This is a genomic window from Rathayibacter sp. Leaf296, from assembly GCF_001423045.1.
Classification (GTDB): domain Bacteria; phylum Actinomycetota; class Actinomycetes; order Actinomycetales; family Microbacteriaceae; genus Rathayibacter; species Rathayibacter caricis.
In genome coordinates this window covers 185668-203974 of the sequence record NZ_LMNR01000003.1, presented here as the reverse complement: position 1 = coordinate 203974, position 18307 = coordinate 185668, and the positions used below count along the sequence as shown (strand labels likewise).

Genomic DNA, 18307 nt, shown 5'->3' with positions numbered 1-18307 from the left:
GCATGGAGTACCTGCGTCTGCTGGCCGAGGCGACCGCCGGGCTCGTCGCCGGCGTCGAGGCGCGCGATCCGGCGACGCTGTCGCACCGCCCGTCGATGCGCGGGGTGAAGACCCTGGTCGCGGCGTTCGCGGCCCCGGAGTCGCCCCGGCACCGCGACGCGTCCGTCCTGTCGTCCGCGGGTCCGCTCCTCGACCGGCTCGAGCGGATGCAGCGCCCCGACGGCCTGTTCGACAGCGAGAACCTCGCCTCGCCCCCGGACACCTGCTTCACGGTGAACGACGCGGCGCTCGTGCTCGACGTGATCGCCGCGCACCCCGATCCGCTCCTCGAGGGCATCGCCGAGCGGATCCGCGCGCTGCTGCTGCGCACCGTCGAGGCGCTGCTCGTGGGCGGCGTGCACACGCCGAACCACCGCTGGGAGCTGACCGCGGGCCTCCTGCGGCTGCACGCGCTGACCGGTGACGCGCGGCTGCGCGAGCGTGCCGACGAGTGGCTCGCCGAGGGGATCGACCTGCAGGCGGACGGCCTCTACTCCGAGCGCAGCCCCAACTACGCCGCCTACGTCTCGAATCCGTCGCTTCTCGCGATCGCCGAGGCGACGGGGGAGGAGCGCTACCGCGACGCCGTGCGCCGGAACCTCGCGGTCACCCTCGACCTCCTCGAGGACGACCTGCAGGTCGAGACGGTGCAGTCGCGCCGGCAGGACCAGACCGAGCGCTTCGACGGCCGCAGCTTCCTGTCGCAGTTCCGCGAGTTCGCGGTGGCCGACGGCGACGGGCGCTTCGCGGCGGTCGTGCGCGCGATCCTCGACCGGGGCGTCACCGAGCCCGAGATCCACCTCGCGGAGGCGCTGGCGCGGCCGCACCTCGCCGGCGCGCTGCCCGCGTCGACGCCGTGGCGCTCCTCCGGCACCGCGGTCTTCACGGAATCGGGCCTGGTGCGGGTGCGCGCCGGTGCCGTGAGCGCGAGCGTCTTCGGGGGGAGCGACGTGCCGCGGCACCGCCGCATCGCCTCCGGGCTCGCGAACTCGGCGGTGCTCGTGCGCGCCCGGCGCGGCGCCCTGGTCGTCGAGGCGGTCCGGGTGTCGCCGCACTTCTTCGGGCTCGGCCCGTTCCGACCGGAGTCGATCGTCGCGGGGCCGCGGATCGCCCTGTCCGCGCGGGTCGAGGCCGGCTACCACCAGCCGCTGCCCGCGTCGGCGCGGCGCCCCGACGGCGACTACGACCTCGGCAGCGAGGGCCGGTTCTTCGGGTCGATGAGCTTCCCGTCGCGCGCGACCTCCACGGTCGCGCTCGAGACGCGCGTGGAGGTGTCCGTCGACGAGGACGGGGTCGAGCTGGCCCTCGACTTCGCGGGCACCGACACCTCGTGGGTCGGCGAGATCGTGCTGCGGCCCGGAGGCGTGCTCAGCGGAGTCGAGGAGCCGGCCGACGGCGCGTTCCTCATCCCCTCGGGCGGCACGGCCCGCTACCGCGTCGGCGCCGAGACCCTCGAGATCGGCCCGGGCACCGGCTCCGCCCCCGACCGCCCGCCGGTCTTCGACCCGGGAGAGCTCGTCGAGTACGTCGGCGGCCGCGACCGGATCGAGGGACTGCGCCTGCTCGTGACGGGACGCACCTCCGCCCCCGCCGTCCTCCGGATGAGGTTCTCGTGAGCACCGTCCGCGCGCACATCCACGAGCAGCCGGCCGCCCTGCGGCGGGCGCTCGCACCGCTGGAGCCGGCGGTGCTGGACTCCCTGCAGGCCCTGGCGCCCGAGCGCGTGCTGCTCGTCGGCTCCGGCACCTCGTCGTTCGCCGCCCGAGTCGTCCGCGGGCGCGCGGCCCGACTGCTCGGCGTCCCGGTCGAGGTCGCGCTGCCCACCGACGTGCTGCACTACCTGCCCGACGCGATCGACGAGCGGACCCTGGTGGTCGCCGTGTCGCAGTCCGGGCGCAGCACCGCGACCCTCCGCAGCCTCGCCCTCGCCCGCGACCGGGGAGCCCGCACGGTCCTGGTGACCGGGGAGCCGGTGCGCCCGGGCCTCGCCGACGTCGTGGTCGATCTGCGCTGCGGCCCCGAGGAGGTCGGCGCGAAGACCAAGGGCTTCACCGCCACGATCGCGACCCTCGCCGCGGTGCTCGGAGGTGCGGAGGACCTCGCCGGGATCCCCGAGCGGGTCGCCGCGGCCCTCGACTCCGAGGCGCTCGTGAGCGCGTGGGCCCGCTCGCTCGATCCCTCCGTCTCCGTGTCGATCACCGGGTCCGGCCCGAACCTCGCCACGGCGCAGGAGGCGGCACTGAAGATCCTCGAGACCGCGCGGATCCCGGTCGAGGCCGTCGAGACGGAGGAGTTCCTGCACGGTCCGCACCGGCGCCTCGGCCCCTGCCTCGCGCTGGTCGTCCTCGCCCTCGACGGACCCCTCCTGCCCCGCGCGCTCGCGCTCGTCGAGTACGCCGCGCCGCTGGTCGCCGGGCTGCTCGTCGTGACCGACACGGACGCGCCCCTGCCCCACGGTGTCACCGCCGTGCGCCTCGCGCGGGAGCTCCCGGAGGAGCTCACTCCGCTCCCCGCGATCGTGCCGCTGCAGCTGCTCGCCGTCGCACTCACCGAGCACCTCGGCCTCTCGCCGGAGGACGTGGTGCTCCCCGACTTCCACGCTCGACTCGCCAGCAAGGAGACCGCATGAACATCGTCGTCGGAGCAGACCCGGAGGAGGTCGGCGAGCTCGCCGCCGGCCTCGTCGCCTCGGTGATCGCGGCGGACCCGTCCGCGGTGCTCGGCGTCGCGACCGGATCCACGCCCCAGCCGCTCTACCGTGCGCTCGCCCGCCTGCGCCTCGACCTCTCCCGAGCCTCGGCCTTCGCCCTCGACGAGTACGTCGGCGTGCCCGCCGGCCACCCCGAGAGCTACCGGTCGGTGCTCGAGCGCGAGGTCGTCGCTCCGCTCGGCCTGGACCCCGCGCGCTTGCACGTGCCCGACGGAGCGGCGGCCGACCCGCACGCGGCGGCCCGCGCGCACGAGGAGGCGCTCGCCGCGGTCGGGGGCGCCGCCGTGCAGATCCTGGGCATCGGGAGCAACGGGCACATCGGCTTCAACGAGCCGGGATCCGCGCGCGACTCGCGCACCCGCGTCGTGGCGCTGGCGGAGCGCACCCGGCTCGACAACCGCCGCTTCTTCGGCGGCGACCTCGACGCCGTGCCCACGCACGCGATCAGCCAGGGCGTCGCGACGATCCTCTCGGCCCGCGAGCTGCTGCTCGTCGCGACCGGCGCGGGCAAGGCCGAGGCCGTCGCGGCCGCCCTGCAGGGCCCGATCGACGAGCGGATGCCCGCGTCGTTCGTGCGCGAGCACCCGCGCGTCACCGTGCTGCTCGATCGGGCGGCTGTCGCCGGCCTCGGCCACGACCTGCTGCTCGCGGGGGCCCGCCGTTAGGCTCCCGACCGTGTCCACCGCCCTCGTCGTCCACCGCGCCCGTCTCGTCGACGCGCGGGGGGTCGTCGAGGACGGCTGGGTGGCCGCCGCCGACGGCGCGATCACCGCGACCGGCACGGGCGACTCCTGGCGGGGGCTCGCGTCGGCCGAGGTCGTCGACGCCGGCGGGGCGACGCTCGTCCCCGGCTTCGTCGACCTCCACGTGCACGGCGGAGGAGGAGCGGCGGTCGACGACGGAGCCGACGCGATCGCCCGGATGCTCGCCGCGCACCGCGCGCACGGCACGACCCGCTCGGTGCTCAGCCTCGTCGCCGCTCCGCTCGAGGAGCTGGAGCGCTCGCTCGCCGTGATCGCGGACCTCGCGGCGGCCGACCCTCTCGTCCTCGGCTCGCACCTCGAGGGCCCGTTCCTCGCTCCCGGCCGGCGGGGCGCCCACGCGCTCGGCGCGCTGGCGCTGCCGACTCCGGAGGTGGTCGAGCGCCTCCTCGAGTCGGCCCGCGGCACCCTCGTTCAGGTCACCGTGGCGCCGGAGCTGCCCGGCGCCCTCGACGCGATCTCGCGGTTCGCGGCGGCAGGCGTCGTCGTCGCCCTCGGGCACACGGAGGCGGATGCGGCGCTCGCGCGGGCCGCTCTGGACCGCGGGGTCCGGCTGATCACCCACGCGTTCAACGCGATGCCCGGCATCCACCACCGCGCTCCCGGGCCGGTTCCGGCCGCGCTCGCCGACCCGCGGGTCGTGCTGGAGCTGATCCTCGACGGCGAGCACGTGCATCCGGACGTGGCGCGGCTGGCCTTCGCGGCGGCTCCGGACCGCATCGCCCTCGTCACCGATGCGATGGCCGCCGCCGGCTCGGCCGACGGGGTCTACCGGCTGGGCGGACTGGACGTCTCGGTGCAGGCCGGCCGGGCGGTGCTGAGCGGGACAGACACGCTGGCGGGCTCGACCCTGACCCAGGACCGCGCGCTGCGCTTCGCCCTCGACGCGGTCGGCCTCCCCGAGCCCACCGCGGTCGGCGCGCTCACCGCGACTCCGGCCCGCGTGCTCGGCCGCACCGACCTCGGCCTGCTGCAGCCGGGCCACCGCGGCGACCTGGTGCTGCTCGACGCGTCCCACCGCGTCGAGTGGGTGCGCGCGGAGGGCCGTCTGCTCGGCGTCTGAAGGGGGGCGGGTCTCGATACGCCCCTGCGGGGCTACTCGACCAGCAGGGGGGGAGGTGCCCTCTGCTCGCGTGCTGAGGGGGGCGGGTCTCGATACGCCCCTGCGGGGCTACTCGACCAGCAGGGGCTCCTTGCTGATCGAGTAGCCCGCGCAGCGGGCGTATCGAGATCCCCGTCCTCCAGAGCCTCACGGCATCAGCGCCAGCCGCCCCACGATCTTGTCGACGCGGTTCCGCGGCCCGACCAGGCTCACCGCCAGGTACTCCACCGCGTCGGCCCCCGCCTGCGCGACCGCCGCCAGGAACTCGTCGTACACCCGCGTCTCCTGCGCCGCGACCGGCACGTCCGCCACGAACACCTCGGCGTGCGCGGTCGCCTTCGAGCGGATCACCGCCAGAGCCTCGCGGTCGGCCACCAGGATCGAGCACCCCGCCCACGGCAGTCCCACATGCACGGAGCCGTCGGCGTCCACGGCCTCCGGACCGAGCAGCCCGGTCACCCCGGCTGACGTGGCCGCCGCCGCACAGACCGCCGCGTTCACCGCACGCCCGGCGGGCAGGGCGGCGTCCACCACGATCACCCACTTGAGCCGGGCCGAGCGGGTGGATGCAGCGGTGTCGATCTCGTCGGGTGCGAATCCGAGTGGCATGGGTCTCCTCCTGAGCGGTGTGCGGGCTCGATGCTAGGACGAAGAACTGCCCGAGCGCTCCAGATCCGTACGACGTACGGCCAGACCCCTACAATCGCCTCCATGGACGGACTCGATGCGGCGATCCTCCGCGAACTTCAGTCGGATGCACGGAAGTCGAACCGCGAGGTCGCGGCGGCCGTCGGGGTCTCGCCGACCACGGCGCTCGACCGCACCAGGGCGCTCCGGGCCCGCGGGGTCATCCGCGGCGCCCTGCTCGACGTCGACCTCGCCGCGATCGGCCGCCCCGTGCAGGCGCTCATCGCCGTGCGCATCCGCCCGCCGTCGCGCGTCGCCATCGAGGCGTTCCGCGATTGGGTCTCGGCGCTGCCCGAGACCATCGGCCTGTTCGTCACCGCCGGCACCGACGACTTCGTCATCCACGTCGCCGTGCCCGACAACGATGCGCTCTACGCCTTCGTCATCGACCGCCTCACCCAGCGGCGCGAGGTCGCCGACGTCCGCACCTCGGTCGTCTACGAGCACCTGCGGAGCACCCCGGCGATCCCCTGACGGGAATTCCTCGCGGAGATGTCGATATCCGTCCTCGCCGTTCGACGCCACAGTAGGAGGACGCACCGGCGTCCCGGACGAAGGAGAGAACCGTGAAGTACATGCTCATCATGCGCGCGACCGACGAGGCCAAGAAGGCCTACGAGTCGATCCCGTTCGACGAGATCATCACCCGGATGGGCCAGTACAACGAGGCACTGATCACCGCGGGCGTCCTGCTCGCGGGCGACGGCCTCGCCGACGACGTCGACACGACCGGTTTCGTCGTCGACTTCTCGTCCGAGCCGCCCGCCGTGACCGACGGCCCCTACGGCGAGACCCACGAGCTGTTCAACGGCTTCTGGATGATCCAGGTCTCGTCGAAGGAGGAGGCGAAGGAGTGGGCGCTGCGCTGCCCGCTCGTCCCCGGCAACAAGCTCGAGGTGCGCCGGGTGACCGACGAGAGCGACTTCGCGGACTTCGCCGACAACGAGTACATCCAGAAGGAGGAGGGCTGGCGCGACGAGCTCGGTCAGGCCCGCTGACGATGGACGCGACCCGGGCGGCCGTCGACGCGGTCTGGCGCATCGAGAGCGCCCGGATCGTCGCGACGCTCGTGCGGACGACCGGTGACGTCGGGGCGGCCGAGGACCTCGCCCAGGAGGCGCTCGTCGAGGCGCTGAAGCAATGGCCGGAGTCGGGCGTCCCGCGGAACCCGGGCGCCTGGCTGACCGCGGTCGCGAAGCGCCGGGCGATCGACGGCTGGCGGCGCCGCGAGAGGCTCGACGACCGCTACCGCACTCTGGCGAGGGATCTCGAGGAGGGGGCGGAGGACGAGTGGCAGCCGATCGCCGACGACGTCCTCCGCCTCGTCTTCGTCGCCTGCCACCCGATGCTGTCGCGGGAGGCGAGCATCGCGCTCACCCTTCGCCTGGTCGGGGGCCTGGGCACGGAGGAGATCGCGCGGCTGTTCCTCGTGCCGGTCGCGACGGTGCAGCAGCGCATCGTGCGGGCGAAGAAATCGCTCACGGCCGCGGGCGTGCCGTTCGAGACGCCGGAGCCGGCGGAGTGGAAGGAGCGCCTCGCCGCGGTGCTCGGGGTGGTCTACCTGATCTTCACCGAGGGGTACGCGGCGACGTCGGGCGACCGCTGGGTGCGCGCGGAGGTGGCGCAGGAGGCGCTGCGGCTGGGCCGCGTCCTCGCCTCCCTCCTGCCGCGCGAGCCGGAGGTGCTCGGGCTGCTCGCCCTGATGGAGCTGCAGGCGTCGCGCTTCGCCGCGCGGACGGCCGCCGACGGCACTCCGGTGCTGCTCGAGGACCAGGACCGCACGCGCTGGGACCGCGCGCAGATCACCCGGGGCCGCGAGGCGCTGCTCCGCTCGGATCGGCTGGGCCGCGGGCGCGGCTCCTACGCGCTGCAGGCGGCGATCGCCGAGTGCCACGCGGTCGCTCCGAGCGTCGCCGCCACCGACTGGGAGCGGATCGTGCTGCTCTACGAGGTGCTGGGCCGGATCGCCCCGAGCCCGGTCGTCGAGCTCAACCGCGCGGTGGCCGTGTCGATGGCGACCGGACCGGCGTCGGCCCTGCTGGTCGTCGACCGGCTGGCGTCGGAGGGGGCGCTGCGCGGGTCGCACCTGCTGCCGAGCGTGCGGGGCGAGCTGCTCGCGCGGCTCGACCGGAGGGAGGAGGCGCGCTCCGAGTTCGCGACGGCCGCCGCCCTGGCCGGCAACGAGCGCACGCGCGCGCTGCTGGAGGCGCGGGCGGCGTCGCTGTGAGCCTGGATCCCGTGGGTCTCGATACGCCCCTGCGGGGCTACTCGACCAGCAGAGGGGGGTGGGTCTCGATACGCCCCTGCGGGGCTACTCGACCAGCAGAGGGGGCGCATTCCTGCTGATCGAGTAGCCGGCGCAGCCGGCGTATCGAGATCCACCCCCGCCCGCAGTCACGCCTCCGTGACCACACCCCCCTCGACCCGCCACTGCCGATTCAGCTGCACCGTCTCGAGCATCCGCCGGTCGTGAGTCACCAGCAGCAGCGTCCCCTCGTACGCCTCGAGCGCCTGCTCGAGCTGCTCGATCGCCGGCAGGTCGAGGTGGTTGGTCGGCTCGTCGAGCACCAGCAGGTTCGTGCCGCGGGCCTGGAGCAGCGCCAGCGCCGCGCGGGTGCGCTCGCCCGGCGACAGCTCGCCGACCGGGCGCCCCACGTGGTCGGCCTTCAGCCCGAACTTCGCGAGCAGCGTGCGCACCTCGGCGGTGGGCCACTCCGGCACCAGCGCCTCGAACGCGTCGGCGAGCGGCACATCGGAGGCGAGCATCGCCCTGGCCTGGTCGATCTCGCCGATCGCGACGCTGGCGCCGAGCGACGCCGAGCCCTCCTCCGGCTCCACGCGTCCGAGCAGCAGCGACAGCAGCGTCGACTTCCCGGCGCCGTTGGGACCGGTGATGCCGATGCGGTCGCCGGCGTCGACCTGGAGCGACACCGGACCCAGGGTGAACGTGCCGCGGCGCGCGACGGCGCCGTTGAGCGTCGAGACGACCGAGCTCGAGCGCGGGGCGGTGCCGATCGTGAACGCCAGCTGCCACTCCTTGCGCGGCTCCTCGACCTCCTCGAGGCGCGCGATCCGGCTCTCCATCTGGCGCACCTTCTGCGCCTGCTTCTCGCTCGACTCCGCCGACGCCTTGCGCCGGATCTTGTCGTTGTCGGGCGCCTTCTTCATGGCGTTGCGGACGCCCTGGCTCGACCACTCGCGCTGGACGCGGGCGCGCGAGACGAGGTCGGACTTCTTCTCCTCGAAGTCCTCGTACTTCTCGCGGCGCTGGCGGCGCGCGGTCTCGCGCTCCTCCAGGTAGGCCTCGTACCCGCCTCCGTAGACCGTCGTGGTGCCCTGGGCGAGGTCGAGCTCGAGCACGCGGGTGACGCTGCGGCGCAGGAACTCGCGGTCGTGGCTGACGAGGACGACGCCTCCGCGCAGTCCCCGGACGAACGCCTCGAGCCGTTCGAGGCCGTCGAGGTCGAGGTCGTTGGTCGGCTCGTCGAGCAGCACGACGTCGAAGCGAGACAGCAGCAGTGCGGCGAGGCCGACGCGAGCCGCCTGTCCGCCCGACAGCGACGTCATGAGGGAGTCGGCGGCGACTCCGCCCGACACGCCCTGCGCGAGCGCTAGTCCCAGATCGGCGAGGACGACGGGGGTGCGCTCGTCCAGGTCGGCGGCCCCGCTCGCGAGCCAGCGGTCGAGCGCGAGGGCGTAGCGGTCGGCGATGCTGCCGTCCGGGTCGGGCTCGGCGAGGGCGGAGGCGGCCGCGTCCAGCTCGGCCGAGGCCTCCGCGCAGCCGGTGCGCCGGGCGAGGTAGGCCGAGACCGTCTCGCCCTCGCGCCGCTCGTGCTCCTGCGGCAGCCAGCCGACGAACGCGTCGCCGGGCGCGAGCACGACGGTGCCGTCCAGCGGAGCGGTCTCGCCGGCGAGGATGCGCAGGAGCGTGGACTTGCCGGCGCCGTTCGCCCCGACGACGCCGACCACGTCCCCGGGGGCGACCGTCAGGTCGAGTCCGTCGAACAGGGTGCGGTGCGCATAGCCTCCGGAGAGGCCCTTGGCGACGAGGGTGGCGGTCACCGGTCCAGCGTAGGCGGCGGCGCGGAGGAGCTCTGCGGCGAACGCTAGACCCTCTCGTAACACGCGCGTCTAGGATGGCCGGATGAGCGAGACGACGGTCAGGAGCGGCGCCGGGTACTGGTACCCGGACGAGTCCTCCACCAGGCGTGCCGTCGAGGTGCTGAGCGCGATGCGCACGTACCGCGTCTCGGAGGTCGCGATGCGCCGCCGCACCCGCGAGAAGATGGCGATGGGCGAGACCGACCTGATCGCCATCCAGTACCTCCTGCGGCGCCAGCGCAGCGGCGAGATCGTGAGCGCCAAGGATCTGGCCGGCCACCTCTCCATCTCCTCCGCCTCCACGACGGTGCTCATCGACCGCCTCGTCCGCAGCGGGCACCTCGTGCGGAAGCCCCATCCGACCGACCGCCGCGGCATCGTCGTCGAGGCGACCGTCGACAGCGACCGCGAGGTGCGCGAGACGCTGGAGCACATGCACCGGCGGATGCTCGAGATCGCCGAGGACCTCGATGCGCGCGAGGCCGAGGTCGTCGTGAACTTCCTCCGTCGGATGAGCTCGGCCGTCGACGAGATCGACGCCGAGGTCGAGGCGGATGAGCCGCATTCCGAGAATTAGCTAGATTCTCTAGTAGAAAGTCTGTCTAGAGATAGGCTGAGGCCATGGGTCAATTCCTCTACGGCACACCACCGGCCGTCATCGAGATCGAGGACCGGACCCTGGCCCACCTCCAGATCGTCGTCTACGCGAAGTTCCGCCGCGACGAGCGCTTCCCGCTCACCCTCGACTCCATGCCCGAGGGGGCGCGCGGCCGCCACTCCTTCTGGATGAACCCGAACATCGCCCTGCAGTTCCACTTCGCGGGCAGTCGCCAGCCCACCATCAACCCGGCCTGGGTCGAGGTGCTGATGGACTCGGCGAACGGCGGCGGCGGCCTGCGCGTGCTGCCGGAGCCGCACGCCTGATCCCGACGCGTCGCGACCGCACCGCCCGCCTGTCTCCTAGGGTGGTCTGGAGTGCCCGGGGCGGGGGCTCGACGAGGGGCGGGGACGTGCGCGCAGGACGAGTCGGAGCAGCACTGGCGGCGGGTGCGCTGCTCGCGCTCACGGGGTGCGCGGCTCCGAGCCCCACTCCCACCGTCACGGTCACCGTCTTCGCGGAGGCGACTCCGACGCCCGACCCCACCGTCACCGCCGCGCTGCCGCAGGCGACCGCGACCGTCTTCGTGCCGCAGCCCGAGGTCACCGTGACGATCACGCCGAATCCGGTGCCCGTGATCCCCGAGACCGCCTACGCGACCGACTTCGGCTCGGCTCCCGGAGCCACGGGCACGCCGACCACGGACGGCGCCGGCGAGATCGTGAGCTACACGGTCGTCGAGGGCGACACGTTCTTCGACATCGCGCAGCGGTTCGGGATCCCCGTGCAGCAGCTGCTCCGGATGAACACCGACGTCGCAGGCGCGGGCGAGGCCGTCTACATCGGCCGGGTCATCAACCTCGACGCGAGCACCCTGGGCTGACGCGGCGCCGGCTCAGCGCCGGTCGGCTACTGCGATTTCGGCAGGATGTGGAACGCGACGCCGAGCGACAGCGAGATCGCGAGGATGCCGCCGAAGAAGATGAATCCGCCCAGCGCGGGGAACAGGAAGGCGTTCCCCAGGAGGAGGATCCCGCCGAGGAACAGCGCGAACGAGAGGATGACGCCCAGACCAGTCATGCCTTCATCGTACGGGGCTCAGGGGAGCAGGAGGGTCGCGAGCTCCTCGGCCCCGGACACCACGGCCACGGTCCCGGCCGCCTCGGCGGGCGAACCGTAGCCCCACTCGACCATGATCGTCGGGATGCCGTGGGCCGCGGCTCCGTGCACGTCGTGCTCGCGGTCGCCGACCATGACCGGCGTCGAGAGGTCGACGTCGAGCTCGCGGAGCCGGCGCAGCGCCTCCTCGACGACGTCGGCCTTGGCGCTGCGCACCTCGTCCTCGGAGGCGCCGCAGATCACGGTGAAGTACTGCGCGAGGCCGTAGTGCTCGAGGATCCGTCGGGCGGCCGACTCGGGCTTCGAGGTCGCGAGCGACAGCGGCACCCCCGCCTCGGCGATGCGGGCGAGGACCTCGGGCACGCCCGGGTAGAGCGACGAGTCGAAGAGCCCGCCGGCGTTGTAGCGGCGGCGGTAGACCTCGAGGGCGGCCTGCGCCTCCTCGACGCTCATGCCGCCCAGCGCGCGGAAGGCGTCGAGCAGCGGCGGACCGACGTAGGCCAGCAGCTCGACGGGAGTGGGGACGGGGCGGCCCAGCTCGACGAAGGTGTCCACGAGCGTGCCGGTGATGCCCGGAGCCGAGTCGGTGATGGTGCCGTCGAGGTCGAAGAGGATGCAGGTCCACGTGCCGGCGCGTTCGTCGAGGCCGCTCGGGGCGAGTGTCGTGTCGGACATGGCGGGGCTCCTGACCTGGGGTGACTCGTGGACGCCGACGCTGCCCCGTCGGGGGAGAACACTCTACGGGCGCTCGACGGCCTCGAGGGCGTTCTCGATGAACGAACGGGTGACGACCTGGGCGAGCGACCCGGGGTCGAGCTGCACGGCGACGAAGTCGGCGGTGCGGATCAGCGCGAAGGCCTCGCGTCCGGGCAGCACGAGCATCTGCACGCGGGGGTGCTGCTGGCGCGGGATCGCCGTGCGCACCTCGTCGGTGGAGGTGAACAGCGGCAGGACCTGGTCGCCGGTCGTCGTGGCGACCGTGCGCACGTGCGGCACGCCTCCGGGCTGCGATCCCGTGACGTCGACGACGAGCGAGCCGTCGAGGCACGCGGTCAGGAGCCGCTCCACGGCCTCCGTGGACGGAGCGGCGATCAGGGCCTCGAGGGCCTCGCGCGCCGGGGTGTTGCGGTAGGGGCCGGGCTTCGCCGGGCGCGCGGGGGGTCCGACTCTCCGTGCCATGTCTTCACGCTATCCGGGATCGCTCCGGCTCTCGAATCGGGATCGATCGGCATCACTGAGGGAATTCGCAGGGAATGCCCCGACGGGTGATGCGCACAGCGCTGTCATCCCTTTATCCGCGGTGATCCCTGCAGAGAGGAATCGCCTATCCACCACTCGAGAAGCGCCACGCACTGCCGAATGCTCTTCTTCTGAGAAGAAAGGGGGTAATGTCTTCCACCGACATAGGTTCTACAGTGCGGTCGGTACGCGGCGCGGAAAGCATACGCAGTACTTCACGCGTCATCAGTACTACAGGAGGAAAAGTGGCTCAGAAGATCACTCTCGTCGACGACATCGACGGAACGCCCATCGATTCCGGAGAGGGCGGAACCGTCCGCTTCAGCATCGACGGCGCCAATTACGAGATCGATCTCGGGCCCGACAACATCGAGGCGCTGCACTCCGCTCTCGAGAAGTTCGTCTCGAGCGCCCGCCGCGTCGGCTCACGTCCGGCCGCGGCCGCCTCGGTCGCCTCGGCGTCCAAGAGCGACCCCAAGCAGCTGAAGGCGATCCGCGAGTGGGCGAACGCCAACGGGCACCAGGTGTCCGACCGCGGCCGCATCCCGGCCGAGGTCCAGGCGGCCTACGCGGCGGCCAACAAGTAGAGCGCCGCATCCGCTCGGAAAAGGCCCTCGCGGGATTCCGCGGGGGCCTTTCCCGTGCCCCGGAGCGTCACTCGGTATTCGAGCGCTCCCGTTCGGAGCGGCGGGCTAGAACAGGCGGGTGTGCGAATCGTCCACGCCGCGCATCGTCTCGTAGTCGAGGACGACGCAGCGGATCCCGCGGTCCTGCGCGAGCGTCCGCGCCTGCGGCTTGATCTCCTGCGCGGCGAACACCCCTGTGACCGGGGCGAGATGCGGATCGCGATTCATCAGTTCGAGATATCGGGTCAGCTGCTCGACTCCGTCGATCTCTCCGCGGCGCTTGATCTCGACCGCCACTGCGGCCCCGTGGGAATCCCGCGCGAGGATGTCGACCGGACCGATCGCCGTCATGTATTCGCGGCGCACGAGAGTGTGGCCGTCGCCGAGAAGGTCGATCTGCTCGGCCAGGAGGCGCTGCAGGTGCGCCTCCACCCCGTCCTTCACAAGGCCCGGATCCACGCCGAGCTCGTGCGCGGAGTCGTGCAGCACCTCGTGGATCGAGACGACGAGGGCGTCGCCCGTCTTCTTGTGCGCGACCGTCCACTGCTCGACGACCCCCGATTCCCGCGCCGTCTCGTCGGGCTCGCCCGTGATCAGCGTGCAGGGCGGGCTCATCCAGTTCAGCGGCTTGTAGGAGCCGCCGTCGGAGTGCACGAGGACGCTGCCGTCGGCCTTGACCAGCAGCAGGCGGGTGGCGAGGGGGAGGTGGGCGCTGAGACGGCCGGAGTAGTCGACGGAGCAGCGCGCGATGACGAGACGCACCCGTCGAGGATAGACGCGGTCAGGCGCGGCTGCTCGGTCTCCGCCGACCCGTGGGGGGAGCGGAGGGCGCCTCCGAGACGAAGGCGCGGAGGGCGAGCGCGAACTCGGCGGGCGCCTCGATCCAGGGGTAGTGGCCGGATCCCTCGATCACCGCGAGGCTGCACGAGGGGAAGAGGGCGCCGAGCTCGGCGAGCGGCTCGACTCCGACGAGGGCGTCGTCCTCGCCGCCGACGATCATCACGGGGCAGCGGAGGAGGGTCAGCGCCTGCCGCAGCGCCGTCGCGTCGACGGAGGTGAAGAACCCCGCGACGGCGTCCGGGAACCAGGTCGCCGCCCGCTCGTGCGCCTGCGCCCGCTCGTCCCACGTCGACCAGCCCAGAGGAGCCGCGCGGCGGTAGAACTCGATCCGCCGCCGCGCGTCGGTCTCCTGGGGCATCAGGATCGCCGCTTCGAGGGCGTCGCTGAGCCAGCTCTCCCCGATCCGTCGCGCGGCGATCTCGTGGCGGTCGTCCCGCCCGACGTCGAGCCACCCGGTCGCGGGCGAGATCAGGAGGAGCCGCGCGACGCGCTCGGGGTGCTGCGCGGCGTGCACGAGCGCGGTGCGGCAGCCGGTGGCGTGCGCGAGGACGTCGACGGACTCCACTCCGAGGTGCCGGCGCAGGTCCTCCACGTCGTCGGCCTGCTCGGCGAAGGACCGGACGGGCGCCGCCGCCGAGCCGCCCACTCCGCGCGGATGGAGCACGAGGATCTGCCGGCACCCGGCGATCGGCTCGAACGTGCCGAGGTAGTCGGGGTGGCGGGCCGGCCCGCCGGGGAGGACGACGAGGGGCCGGCTGCCGGCCGTGCCGTGCTCGTCGGCGTGCAGCAGGGCGCCGTCGCGCGCTCGGAACTCCGTCATGCGCGACCCCCTCCGCCGTGGTGGCGATCTTAGGGCGTGGGAGTCGTCAGGCCAGGCGGACGACGTTCCCGGTCACGCGCCGACCCGCGGGGGAGACGAGGTACGAGACCAGGTCGCCCACCTCCTCCGGCTCGGCGACGTCGAAGAAGGAGTCGTTCGCGGCGACCGCCTCGCGGACGTCGTCGGTGACCCAGCCCGTGTCGGTGACGGGCGGGTGCACGGCGTTGGCCGTGATGCCGAGCGGACTGAGCTCGAGGGACGCCGAGATCGTGTAGTTCACCAGCGCGGCCTTCGCGGCGCCGTAGGAGACCTCGCCCGGGAAGCCGCGCTCGCCTCCCGAGGTGAGCGTGACGATGCGTCCGCCGTGGCCGCCGCGGGCCTCGAGGCGGGCGGCGAGCTCGGCGATCAGCAGTGCGCCGGCGCGGGCGTCGACCGAGAGGACGGCGTCGATGCTCGCGGCGTCGACGCGACGCTGCGGTCGGCCCATCCAGTCGCTCTCGCGGGCGCGGAAGGTGTCGATCACCGAGCCGGTCGCGTTGTGGACGAGCACGTCGACCGGGCCGAGCGCCTGCTCCGCGGCGTCGAAGAGCAGGGCGGGCGAGGAGGCGTCGCGGAGGTCGGCCGAGACGGCCAGCGCGCGCCCGCCCGCGGCGCGGATCCGCTCGGCCACCTGCTCGCCGTCGCTCGCGTGGGCGCGCCTCTGCCGTTCGGGCTCGTACTCGGGCAGGTCCTCGGCGAGGAACGCGACCAGCACGGCGAGGCCGTCGGCCGCGAGGCGCTCGGCGATCGCGGCTCCGATGCCGTGGTTCGCGCCGGTCACCAGCGCCACCCGGCAGGGCTCGCTGCTGGGGGCCGTCATGCGTCGACCCGGGCGCGGGCGGGACGCGCGGCGGGCGAGGCGAGACCCGCCACGACCACCAGTGCCAGCACGAGGAACAGCGCGTCGAGGATGCCGACGTGCTCGCCGAGGAAGCCGATCGTCGGCGGTCCGACGAGGAACGCGACGTAGCCCAGCGTGGCGACGGCGCTGACCCGCGCGGCCGAGTGGGGTCCCTCCGCCGCCGCCGACATGCCCACGGGGAAGCCGAGCGAGCAGCCCAGCCCCCAGGCGACGGCACCGGCGATCACCAGCGCGTCGACCGGGGCGAGGATGAAGAGCAGGATGCCGACGACGGCCAGCAGAGCGGATCCGCGCAGCACGGGGACGCGGCCGAAGCGGTCGAGCACGGGGCCGCCGAGGACGCGGCCGACGGTCATCGCCGCGACGAAGACGCCGAACACGATCGCGGCGGTGGTCTTCTCGGCTCCGTGGCCGTCGACCATCGCGAGGGTCATCCAGTCGTTGGCGGACCCCTCGGCGAACGCCATGCCGAGCATGATCAGGCCGATGACCACCAGCCGCAGGTCGCGCCAGACGCCGAGCGAGGCGGCGACCCGCTCCCGGATCGGGGGCTTCGCGGTCGCGACGCCCTGGGTGTCGAGATCGGCGCGCACGGGCACGAACCGGATCGCCACGGTGACGGTGGCCACGACCACGACCGCGACGCCCACGAGGTGCGCCGCCACGGGGATCGAGAGGGCGGAGGCGGCGGCGCCCACGAGCGCGCCCGCGACGGTGCCGAGGCTGAAGAAGGCGTGGAAGAGGGGGAGCAGCGTCTTGCCGAAGGCCTTCTCGTTGGCGGCTCCCTCGACGTTCATCATCACGTCGACCGCGCCGTTGCCGAAGCCGAGCAGCGCCATGCCCGCGAAGGCGACCGGGAGCGCGCCGAGCGTGTCGGCGGCGACGCCGAGGATCGCGACGCCGGACGCGCAGACGGAGAGCCCCGCGACCATGCCACGACGGGCCCCGAGCGTCGACATGATCGCGGTCGAGAGCATCAGGCCGACGATGGCGCCGATCGACATGGCGAGGATCAGCAGGCCGACCCCGGAGGTCGAGAGCTGCAGCTCGTCGCGGATGGCCGGAGTGCGCGACACCCACGTGGCGATCGAGAGGCCGCTCAGCACGAAGATCGTGAAGACGGCGTTGCGCCACGCGACGAGTTCGCGGCGCGAGAGGGCGGAGGTACTGGTCATGACCGGGTTTCCTGGGGCGGGCGCGCCCGGGCGCTCGCAGCGGCGTCGCCGGGCCCGCGGGGCGGGATCGACCCGGTCGAATCGATTCGAGGCGGGCCGGACTAAGCTATCCAGAACCTCCGGGGCGGTCAAGAAGCACCGCACCGGCCGGCCTTGTCGAGGAGGATCGTGGAGTCGCAGAAGTCCCGCGCCGAGCAGCGCCCCGGGCGACCGACCCTGGCCCGCGTGGCACGGCTCGCCGGAGTCTCGGCCTCCACCGCCTCGCTCGTCTTCAGCGGATCGGGACCCGTCTCGGCCTCGACGCGCGAGCGAGTGCTGAAGGCCGCCGCCGAACTGGACTACGCCGGCCCCGACCCGCGCGCGCAGTCGCTCCGGCGCGGCCGCTCCGGGATCGTCGGCGTGGTGGTCGACGAGCGGGTGCTGCACGCCTTCCGCGACCCGATCAGGATCGCGATGCTCGACGGCATCGCCGACGTGCTGGGCGGCGCCGACGCGGGGATCCTGCTGCTGACGGAGACGGGGGACGGCTCCGGGCTGATGTCGACGGCGCCGGTCGACGCGATGATCCTGATCGGCTGCAGCCCGACCGTGGACGAGTCGGTCGCTCTGCTGCAGAGGCGGCGGGTGCCGGTCGTGGTGGTCGAGGGCGTGTCCGAGTTCGGATCGGCGATCGTCACCCTCGACAACCGCGAGGCGACCAGGACGCTGGCCGAGCATCTGCGGGGCCTCGGGCACTCGCGGGTGGCGGTGGTGGCCCTCCCGTTCTCGAAGGACCGCCGCCGGGGGCCCGTGCCCGCGGACTGGCGCACGAGCTCGAGCATCACGGCCGTGGAGCGGCTGCACGGGGCGCGCGACGTGTTCGGCGAGTTGGACGCCGTCGCGGTGACGGCGAGCACGGTCGAGGAGGGCGTCGCGGCCGGGCGGGCGCTGCTCGACGTGCCGGAGCCGCCGACCGCGGTCCTCGCCCAGAGCGATCTACTGGCCGCGGGCGTGATCCTGGCGGCCGAGCAGCTCGGGCTGCGGGTGCCCGAGGACGTGTCGGTGGTCGGCTTCGACGGCGTGCAGGTACCGGGGCTCGCGGCGGGCTACGACTTGACGACGATGGTGCAGCCGGCGGTCGACAAGGGGCGCGCGGCGGGGCGGGCGGCGCTGGCGCTGCTCGCGGGCGAGGAGGCGGCTCCGGTGTGCTTCCACGCGGTGTTCCACCGCGGGAACACGAGCGCGGCGCCGCGCTGATCGCGCAGATCGAGATCCGGCGCTTCTGGAGTCGGTGGGTCTCGGTACGCCGCTGCGCGGCTACTCGACCAGCGAGGAGGAGGACTGCTCGACCGCCCGGCAGGCGCGGGCAGGCTTCGTCCTGCTGATCGAGTGGCCCGCACAGCGGGCGTGTCGAGATCCGCCCCTCCACAACCCGAGTTCTCCACAGGGTTGTCCACAGCCTGTTCGAAACTCTGTTCGAGGGGTCAGCGGAGCCACGCCTCGCCGCGGACCCGCAGTCCGAGCGTCAGCGCGCGGGCTCCCAGATAGCCCCCGGCGAACGCGATCCACAGGGCCGTCAGCCGCCCGTCGGCCGGCGCGAGGGCCGCCAG

21 protein-coding genes are annotated in these 18307 nt (G+C 73.3%); 12 read left to right on the top strand and 9 right to left on the bottom strand.

Annotation, left to right across the window (positions count from 1 at the left end; translation table 11 throughout):
- Window positions 1-2: 2 nt before the first annotated feature.
- From ASF46_RS19270 to nagA, 4 genes are read left to right on the top strand one after another with little or no spacing between them, the layout of a single operon-like run.
- Window positions 3-1655 (top strand): hypothetical protein, encoded by a 1653-nt coding sequence (locus tag ASF46_RS19270; RefSeq protein WP_056868809.1) that lies wholly within the window; start codon window positions 3-5, stop codon window positions 1653-1655.
- Window positions 1652-2668, top strand: coding sequence for an SIS domain-containing protein (locus ASF46_RS19265; protein WP_056868808.1), 1017 nt, complete (start codon window positions 1652-1654; stop codon window positions 2666-2668). The genes ASF46_RS19270 and ASF46_RS19265 overlap by 4 nt, the downstream gene beginning before the upstream one ends.
- Window positions 2665-3414, top strand: coding sequence for a glucosamine-6-phosphate deaminase (locus tag ASF46_RS17415; protein ID WP_056868807.1), 750 nt, complete (start codon window positions 2665-2667; stop codon window positions 3412-3414). The genes ASF46_RS19265 and ASF46_RS17415 overlap by 4 nt, the downstream gene beginning before the upstream one ends.
- Window positions 3415-3424: 10 nt before the next feature.
- On the top strand, window positions 3425-4573 hold the full coding sequence (gene nagA / locus ASF46_RS17410) for an N-acetylglucosamine-6-phosphate deacetylase (RefSeq protein ID WP_056868806.1): 1149 nt from the start codon (window positions 3425-3427) through the stop codon (window positions 4571-4573).
- 186 nt (window positions 4574-4759) lie between these two features.
- Here nagA and ASF46_RS17405 read toward each other — a convergent pair whose 3' ends face one another.
- Entirely contained in the window at window positions 4760-5221 is a 462-nt protein-coding gene (locus ASF46_RS17405; protein WP_056868805.1) for a DUF2000 domain-containing protein, read from the bottom strand.
- A gap of 102 nt (window positions 5222-5323) precedes the next feature.
- On the opposite strand from ASF46_RS17405, the gene ASF46_RS17400 reads away from it, so the two are divergent.
- The 3 genes from ASF46_RS17400 to ASF46_RS17390 all read left to right on the top strand — a co-directional run bounded on the left by ASF46_RS17400 (window position 5324) and on the right by ASF46_RS17390 (window position 7526).
- Entirely contained in the window at window positions 5324-5773 is a 450-nt protein-coding gene (locus tag ASF46_RS17400; protein WP_056868804.1) for an Lrp/AsnC family transcriptional regulator, read from the top strand.
- Between the two features lie 92 nt (window positions 5774-5865).
- Window positions 5866-6297, top strand: a complete 432-nt coding sequence (locus tag ASF46_RS17395) for a YciI family protein (protein ID WP_055794019.1) — start codon at window positions 5866-5868, stop codon at window positions 6295-6297.
- 2 nt (window positions 6298-6299) lie between these two features.
- Window positions 6300-7526 carry an RNA polymerase sigma factor gene (locus ASF46_RS17390; RefSeq protein WP_056868803.1) on the top strand — a complete coding sequence of 409 codons (1227 nt, stop codon included), beginning with the start codon at window positions 6300-6302 and terminating at the stop codon, window positions 7524-7526.
- A 167-nt stretch (window positions 7527-7693) separates the two neighbouring features.
- On the opposite strand, the gene ASF46_RS17385 is transcribed toward ASF46_RS17390, so the two are convergent.
- Window positions 7694-9361: an ABC-F family ATP-binding cassette domain-containing protein gene (locus ASF46_RS17385; RefSeq protein ID WP_055794021.1), complete on the bottom strand. Its 1668-nt coding sequence runs from the start codon at window positions 9359-9361 to the stop codon at window positions 7694-7696.
- An 82-nt stretch (window positions 9362-9443) separates the two neighbouring features.
- Between ASF46_RS17385 and ASF46_RS17380 the strand changes: the two genes are divergently transcribed.
- The 3 genes from ASF46_RS17380 to ASF46_RS17370 all read left to right on the top strand — a co-directional run bounded on the left by ASF46_RS17380 (window position 9444) and on the right by ASF46_RS17370 (window position 10881).
- Window positions 9444-9977: a MarR family winged helix-turn-helix transcriptional regulator gene (locus ASF46_RS17380; RefSeq protein ID WP_055794022.1), complete on the top strand. Its 534-nt coding sequence runs from the start codon at window positions 9444-9446 to the stop codon at window positions 9975-9977.
- Window positions 9978-10021: 44 nt separating this feature from the next.
- The gene (locus ASF46_RS17375; protein ID WP_055794023.1) at window positions 10022-10324 is read left to right on the top strand and encodes a hypothetical protein; all 303 of its coding nucleotides are present in this window, start codon (window positions 10022-10024) and stop codon (window positions 10322-10324) included.
- An 86-nt stretch (window positions 10325-10410) separates the two neighbouring features.
- Entirely contained in the window at window positions 10411-10881 is a 471-nt protein-coding gene (locus ASF46_RS17370) for a LysM peptidoglycan-binding domain-containing protein (protein WP_056868802.1), read from the top strand.
- 26 nt (window positions 10882-10907) lie between these two features.
- Here the strand turns inward: ASF46_RS17370 and ASF46_RS19260 are convergent, their stop codons facing one another.
- The 3 genes from ASF46_RS19260 to ASF46_RS17360 form a co-directional block, all read right to left on the bottom strand.
- A complete protein-coding gene (locus tag ASF46_RS19260; protein WP_157602737.1) occupies window positions 10908-11078 on the bottom strand; it encodes a hypothetical protein in 171 nt (56 codons plus the stop codon).
- Between the two features lie 18 nt (window positions 11079-11096).
- Entirely contained in the window at window positions 11097-11792 is a 696-nt protein-coding gene (locus ASF46_RS17365) for an HAD hydrolase-like protein (protein WP_056868801.1), read from the bottom strand.
- A 63-nt stretch (window positions 11793-11855) separates the two neighbouring features.
- Complete coding sequence (locus ASF46_RS17360; RefSeq protein WP_056868800.1) at window positions 11856-12296, bottom strand: SseB family protein; 441 nt, start codon at window positions 12294-12296, stop codon at window positions 11856-11858.
- Between the two features lie 305 nt (window positions 12297-12601).
- Between ASF46_RS17360 and ASF46_RS17355 the strand changes: the two genes are divergently transcribed.
- Complete coding sequence (locus ASF46_RS17355; protein WP_055794027.1) at window positions 12602-12943, top strand: histone-like nucleoid-structuring protein Lsr2; 342 nt, start codon at window positions 12602-12604, stop codon at window positions 12941-12943.
- Between the two features lie 105 nt (window positions 12944-13048).
- On the opposite strand, the gene nucS is transcribed toward ASF46_RS17355, so the two are convergent.
- From nucS to ASF46_RS17335, 4 genes are read right to left on the bottom strand one after another with little or no spacing between them, the layout of a single operon-like run.
- The gene (nucS, locus tag ASF46_RS17350) at window positions 13049-13744 is read right to left on the bottom strand and encodes an endonuclease NucS (protein ID WP_056868799.1); all 696 of its coding nucleotides are present in this window, start codon (window positions 13742-13744) and stop codon (window positions 13049-13051) included.
- A 19-nt stretch (window positions 13745-13763) separates the two neighbouring features.
- Window positions 13764-14642 carry an alpha/beta fold hydrolase gene (locus ASF46_RS17345; protein WP_056868798.1) on the bottom strand — a complete coding sequence of 293 codons (879 nt, stop codon included), beginning with the start codon at window positions 14640-14642 and terminating at the stop codon, window positions 13764-13766.
- A gap of 46 nt (window positions 14643-14688) precedes the next feature.
- Complete coding sequence (locus tag ASF46_RS17340; protein WP_056868797.1) at window positions 14689-15501, bottom strand: SDR family NAD(P)-dependent oxidoreductase; 813 nt, start codon at window positions 15499-15501, stop codon at window positions 14689-14691.
- Window positions 15498-16718 (bottom strand): MFS transporter, encoded by a 1221-nt coding sequence (locus ASF46_RS17335; protein ID WP_056868796.1) that lies wholly within the window; start codon window positions 16716-16718, stop codon window positions 15498-15500. Before ASF46_RS17335 ends, ASF46_RS17340 begins: the two co-directional genes overlap by 4 nt.
- 168 nt (window positions 16719-16886) lie before the next feature.
- On the opposite strand from ASF46_RS17335, the gene ASF46_RS17330 reads away from it, so the two are divergent.
- The gene (locus tag ASF46_RS17330; RefSeq protein ID WP_056868795.1) at window positions 16887-17954 is read left to right on the top strand and encodes a LacI family DNA-binding transcriptional regulator; all 1068 of its coding nucleotides are present in this window, start codon (window positions 16887-16889) and stop codon (window positions 17952-17954) included.
- Window positions 17955-18307: the final 353 nt, after the last annotated feature.

Bases quoted from the DNA above. Each gene is read 5' to 3' on its own strand.
- ASF46_RS19270 (WP_056868809.1), top strand. From the start codon at position 3: ATGGAGTACCTGCGTCTGCTGGCCGAGGCGACCGCCGGGCTCGTCGCC.
- ASF46_RS17415 (WP_056868807.1), top strand. From the start codon at position 2,665: ATGAACATCGTCGTCGGAGCAGACCCGGAGGAGGTCGGCGAGCTCGCC.
- ASF46_RS17405 (WP_056868805.1), bottom strand. From the start codon at position 5,221: ATGCCACTCGGATTCGCACCCGACGAGATCGACACCGCTGCATCCACC.
- ASF46_RS17400 (WP_056868804.1), top strand. From the start codon at position 5,324: ATGGACGGACTCGATGCGGCGATCCTCCGCGAACTTCAGTCGGATGCA.
- ASF46_RS17390 (WP_056868803.1), top strand. From the start codon at position 6,300: ATGGACGCGACCCGGGCGGCCGTCGACGCGGTCTGGCGCATCGAGAGC.
- ASF46_RS17380 (WP_055794022.1), top strand. From the start codon at position 9,444: ATGAGCGAGACGACGGTCAGGAGCGGCGCCGGGTACTGGTACCCGGAC.
- ASF46_RS17375 (WP_055794023.1), top strand. From the start codon at position 10,022: ATGGGTCAATTCCTCTACGGCACACCACCGGCCGTCATCGAGATCGAG.
- ASF46_RS19260 (WP_157602737.1), bottom strand. From the start codon at position 11,078: ATGACTGGTCTGGGCGTCATCCTCTCGTTCGCGCTGTTCCTCGGCGGG.
- ASF46_RS17365 (WP_056868801.1), bottom strand. From the start codon at position 11,792: ATGTCCGACACGACACTCGCCCCGAGCGGCCTCGACGAACGCGCCGGC.
- ASF46_RS17360 (WP_056868800.1), bottom strand. From the start codon at position 12,296: ATGGCACGGAGAGTCGGACCCCCCGCGCGCCCGGCGAAGCCCGGCCCC.
- ASF46_RS17345 (WP_056868798.1), bottom strand. From the start codon at position 14,642: ATGACGGAGTTCCGAGCGCGCGACGGCGCCCTGCTGCACGCCGACGAG.
- ASF46_RS17340 (WP_056868797.1), bottom strand. From the start codon at position 15,501: ATGACGGCCCCCAGCAGCGAGCCCTGCCGGGTGGCGCTGGTGACCGGC.
- ASF46_RS17335 (WP_056868796.1), bottom strand. From the start codon at position 16,718: ATGACCAGTACCTCCGCCCTCTCGCGCCGCGAACTCGTCGCGTGGCGC.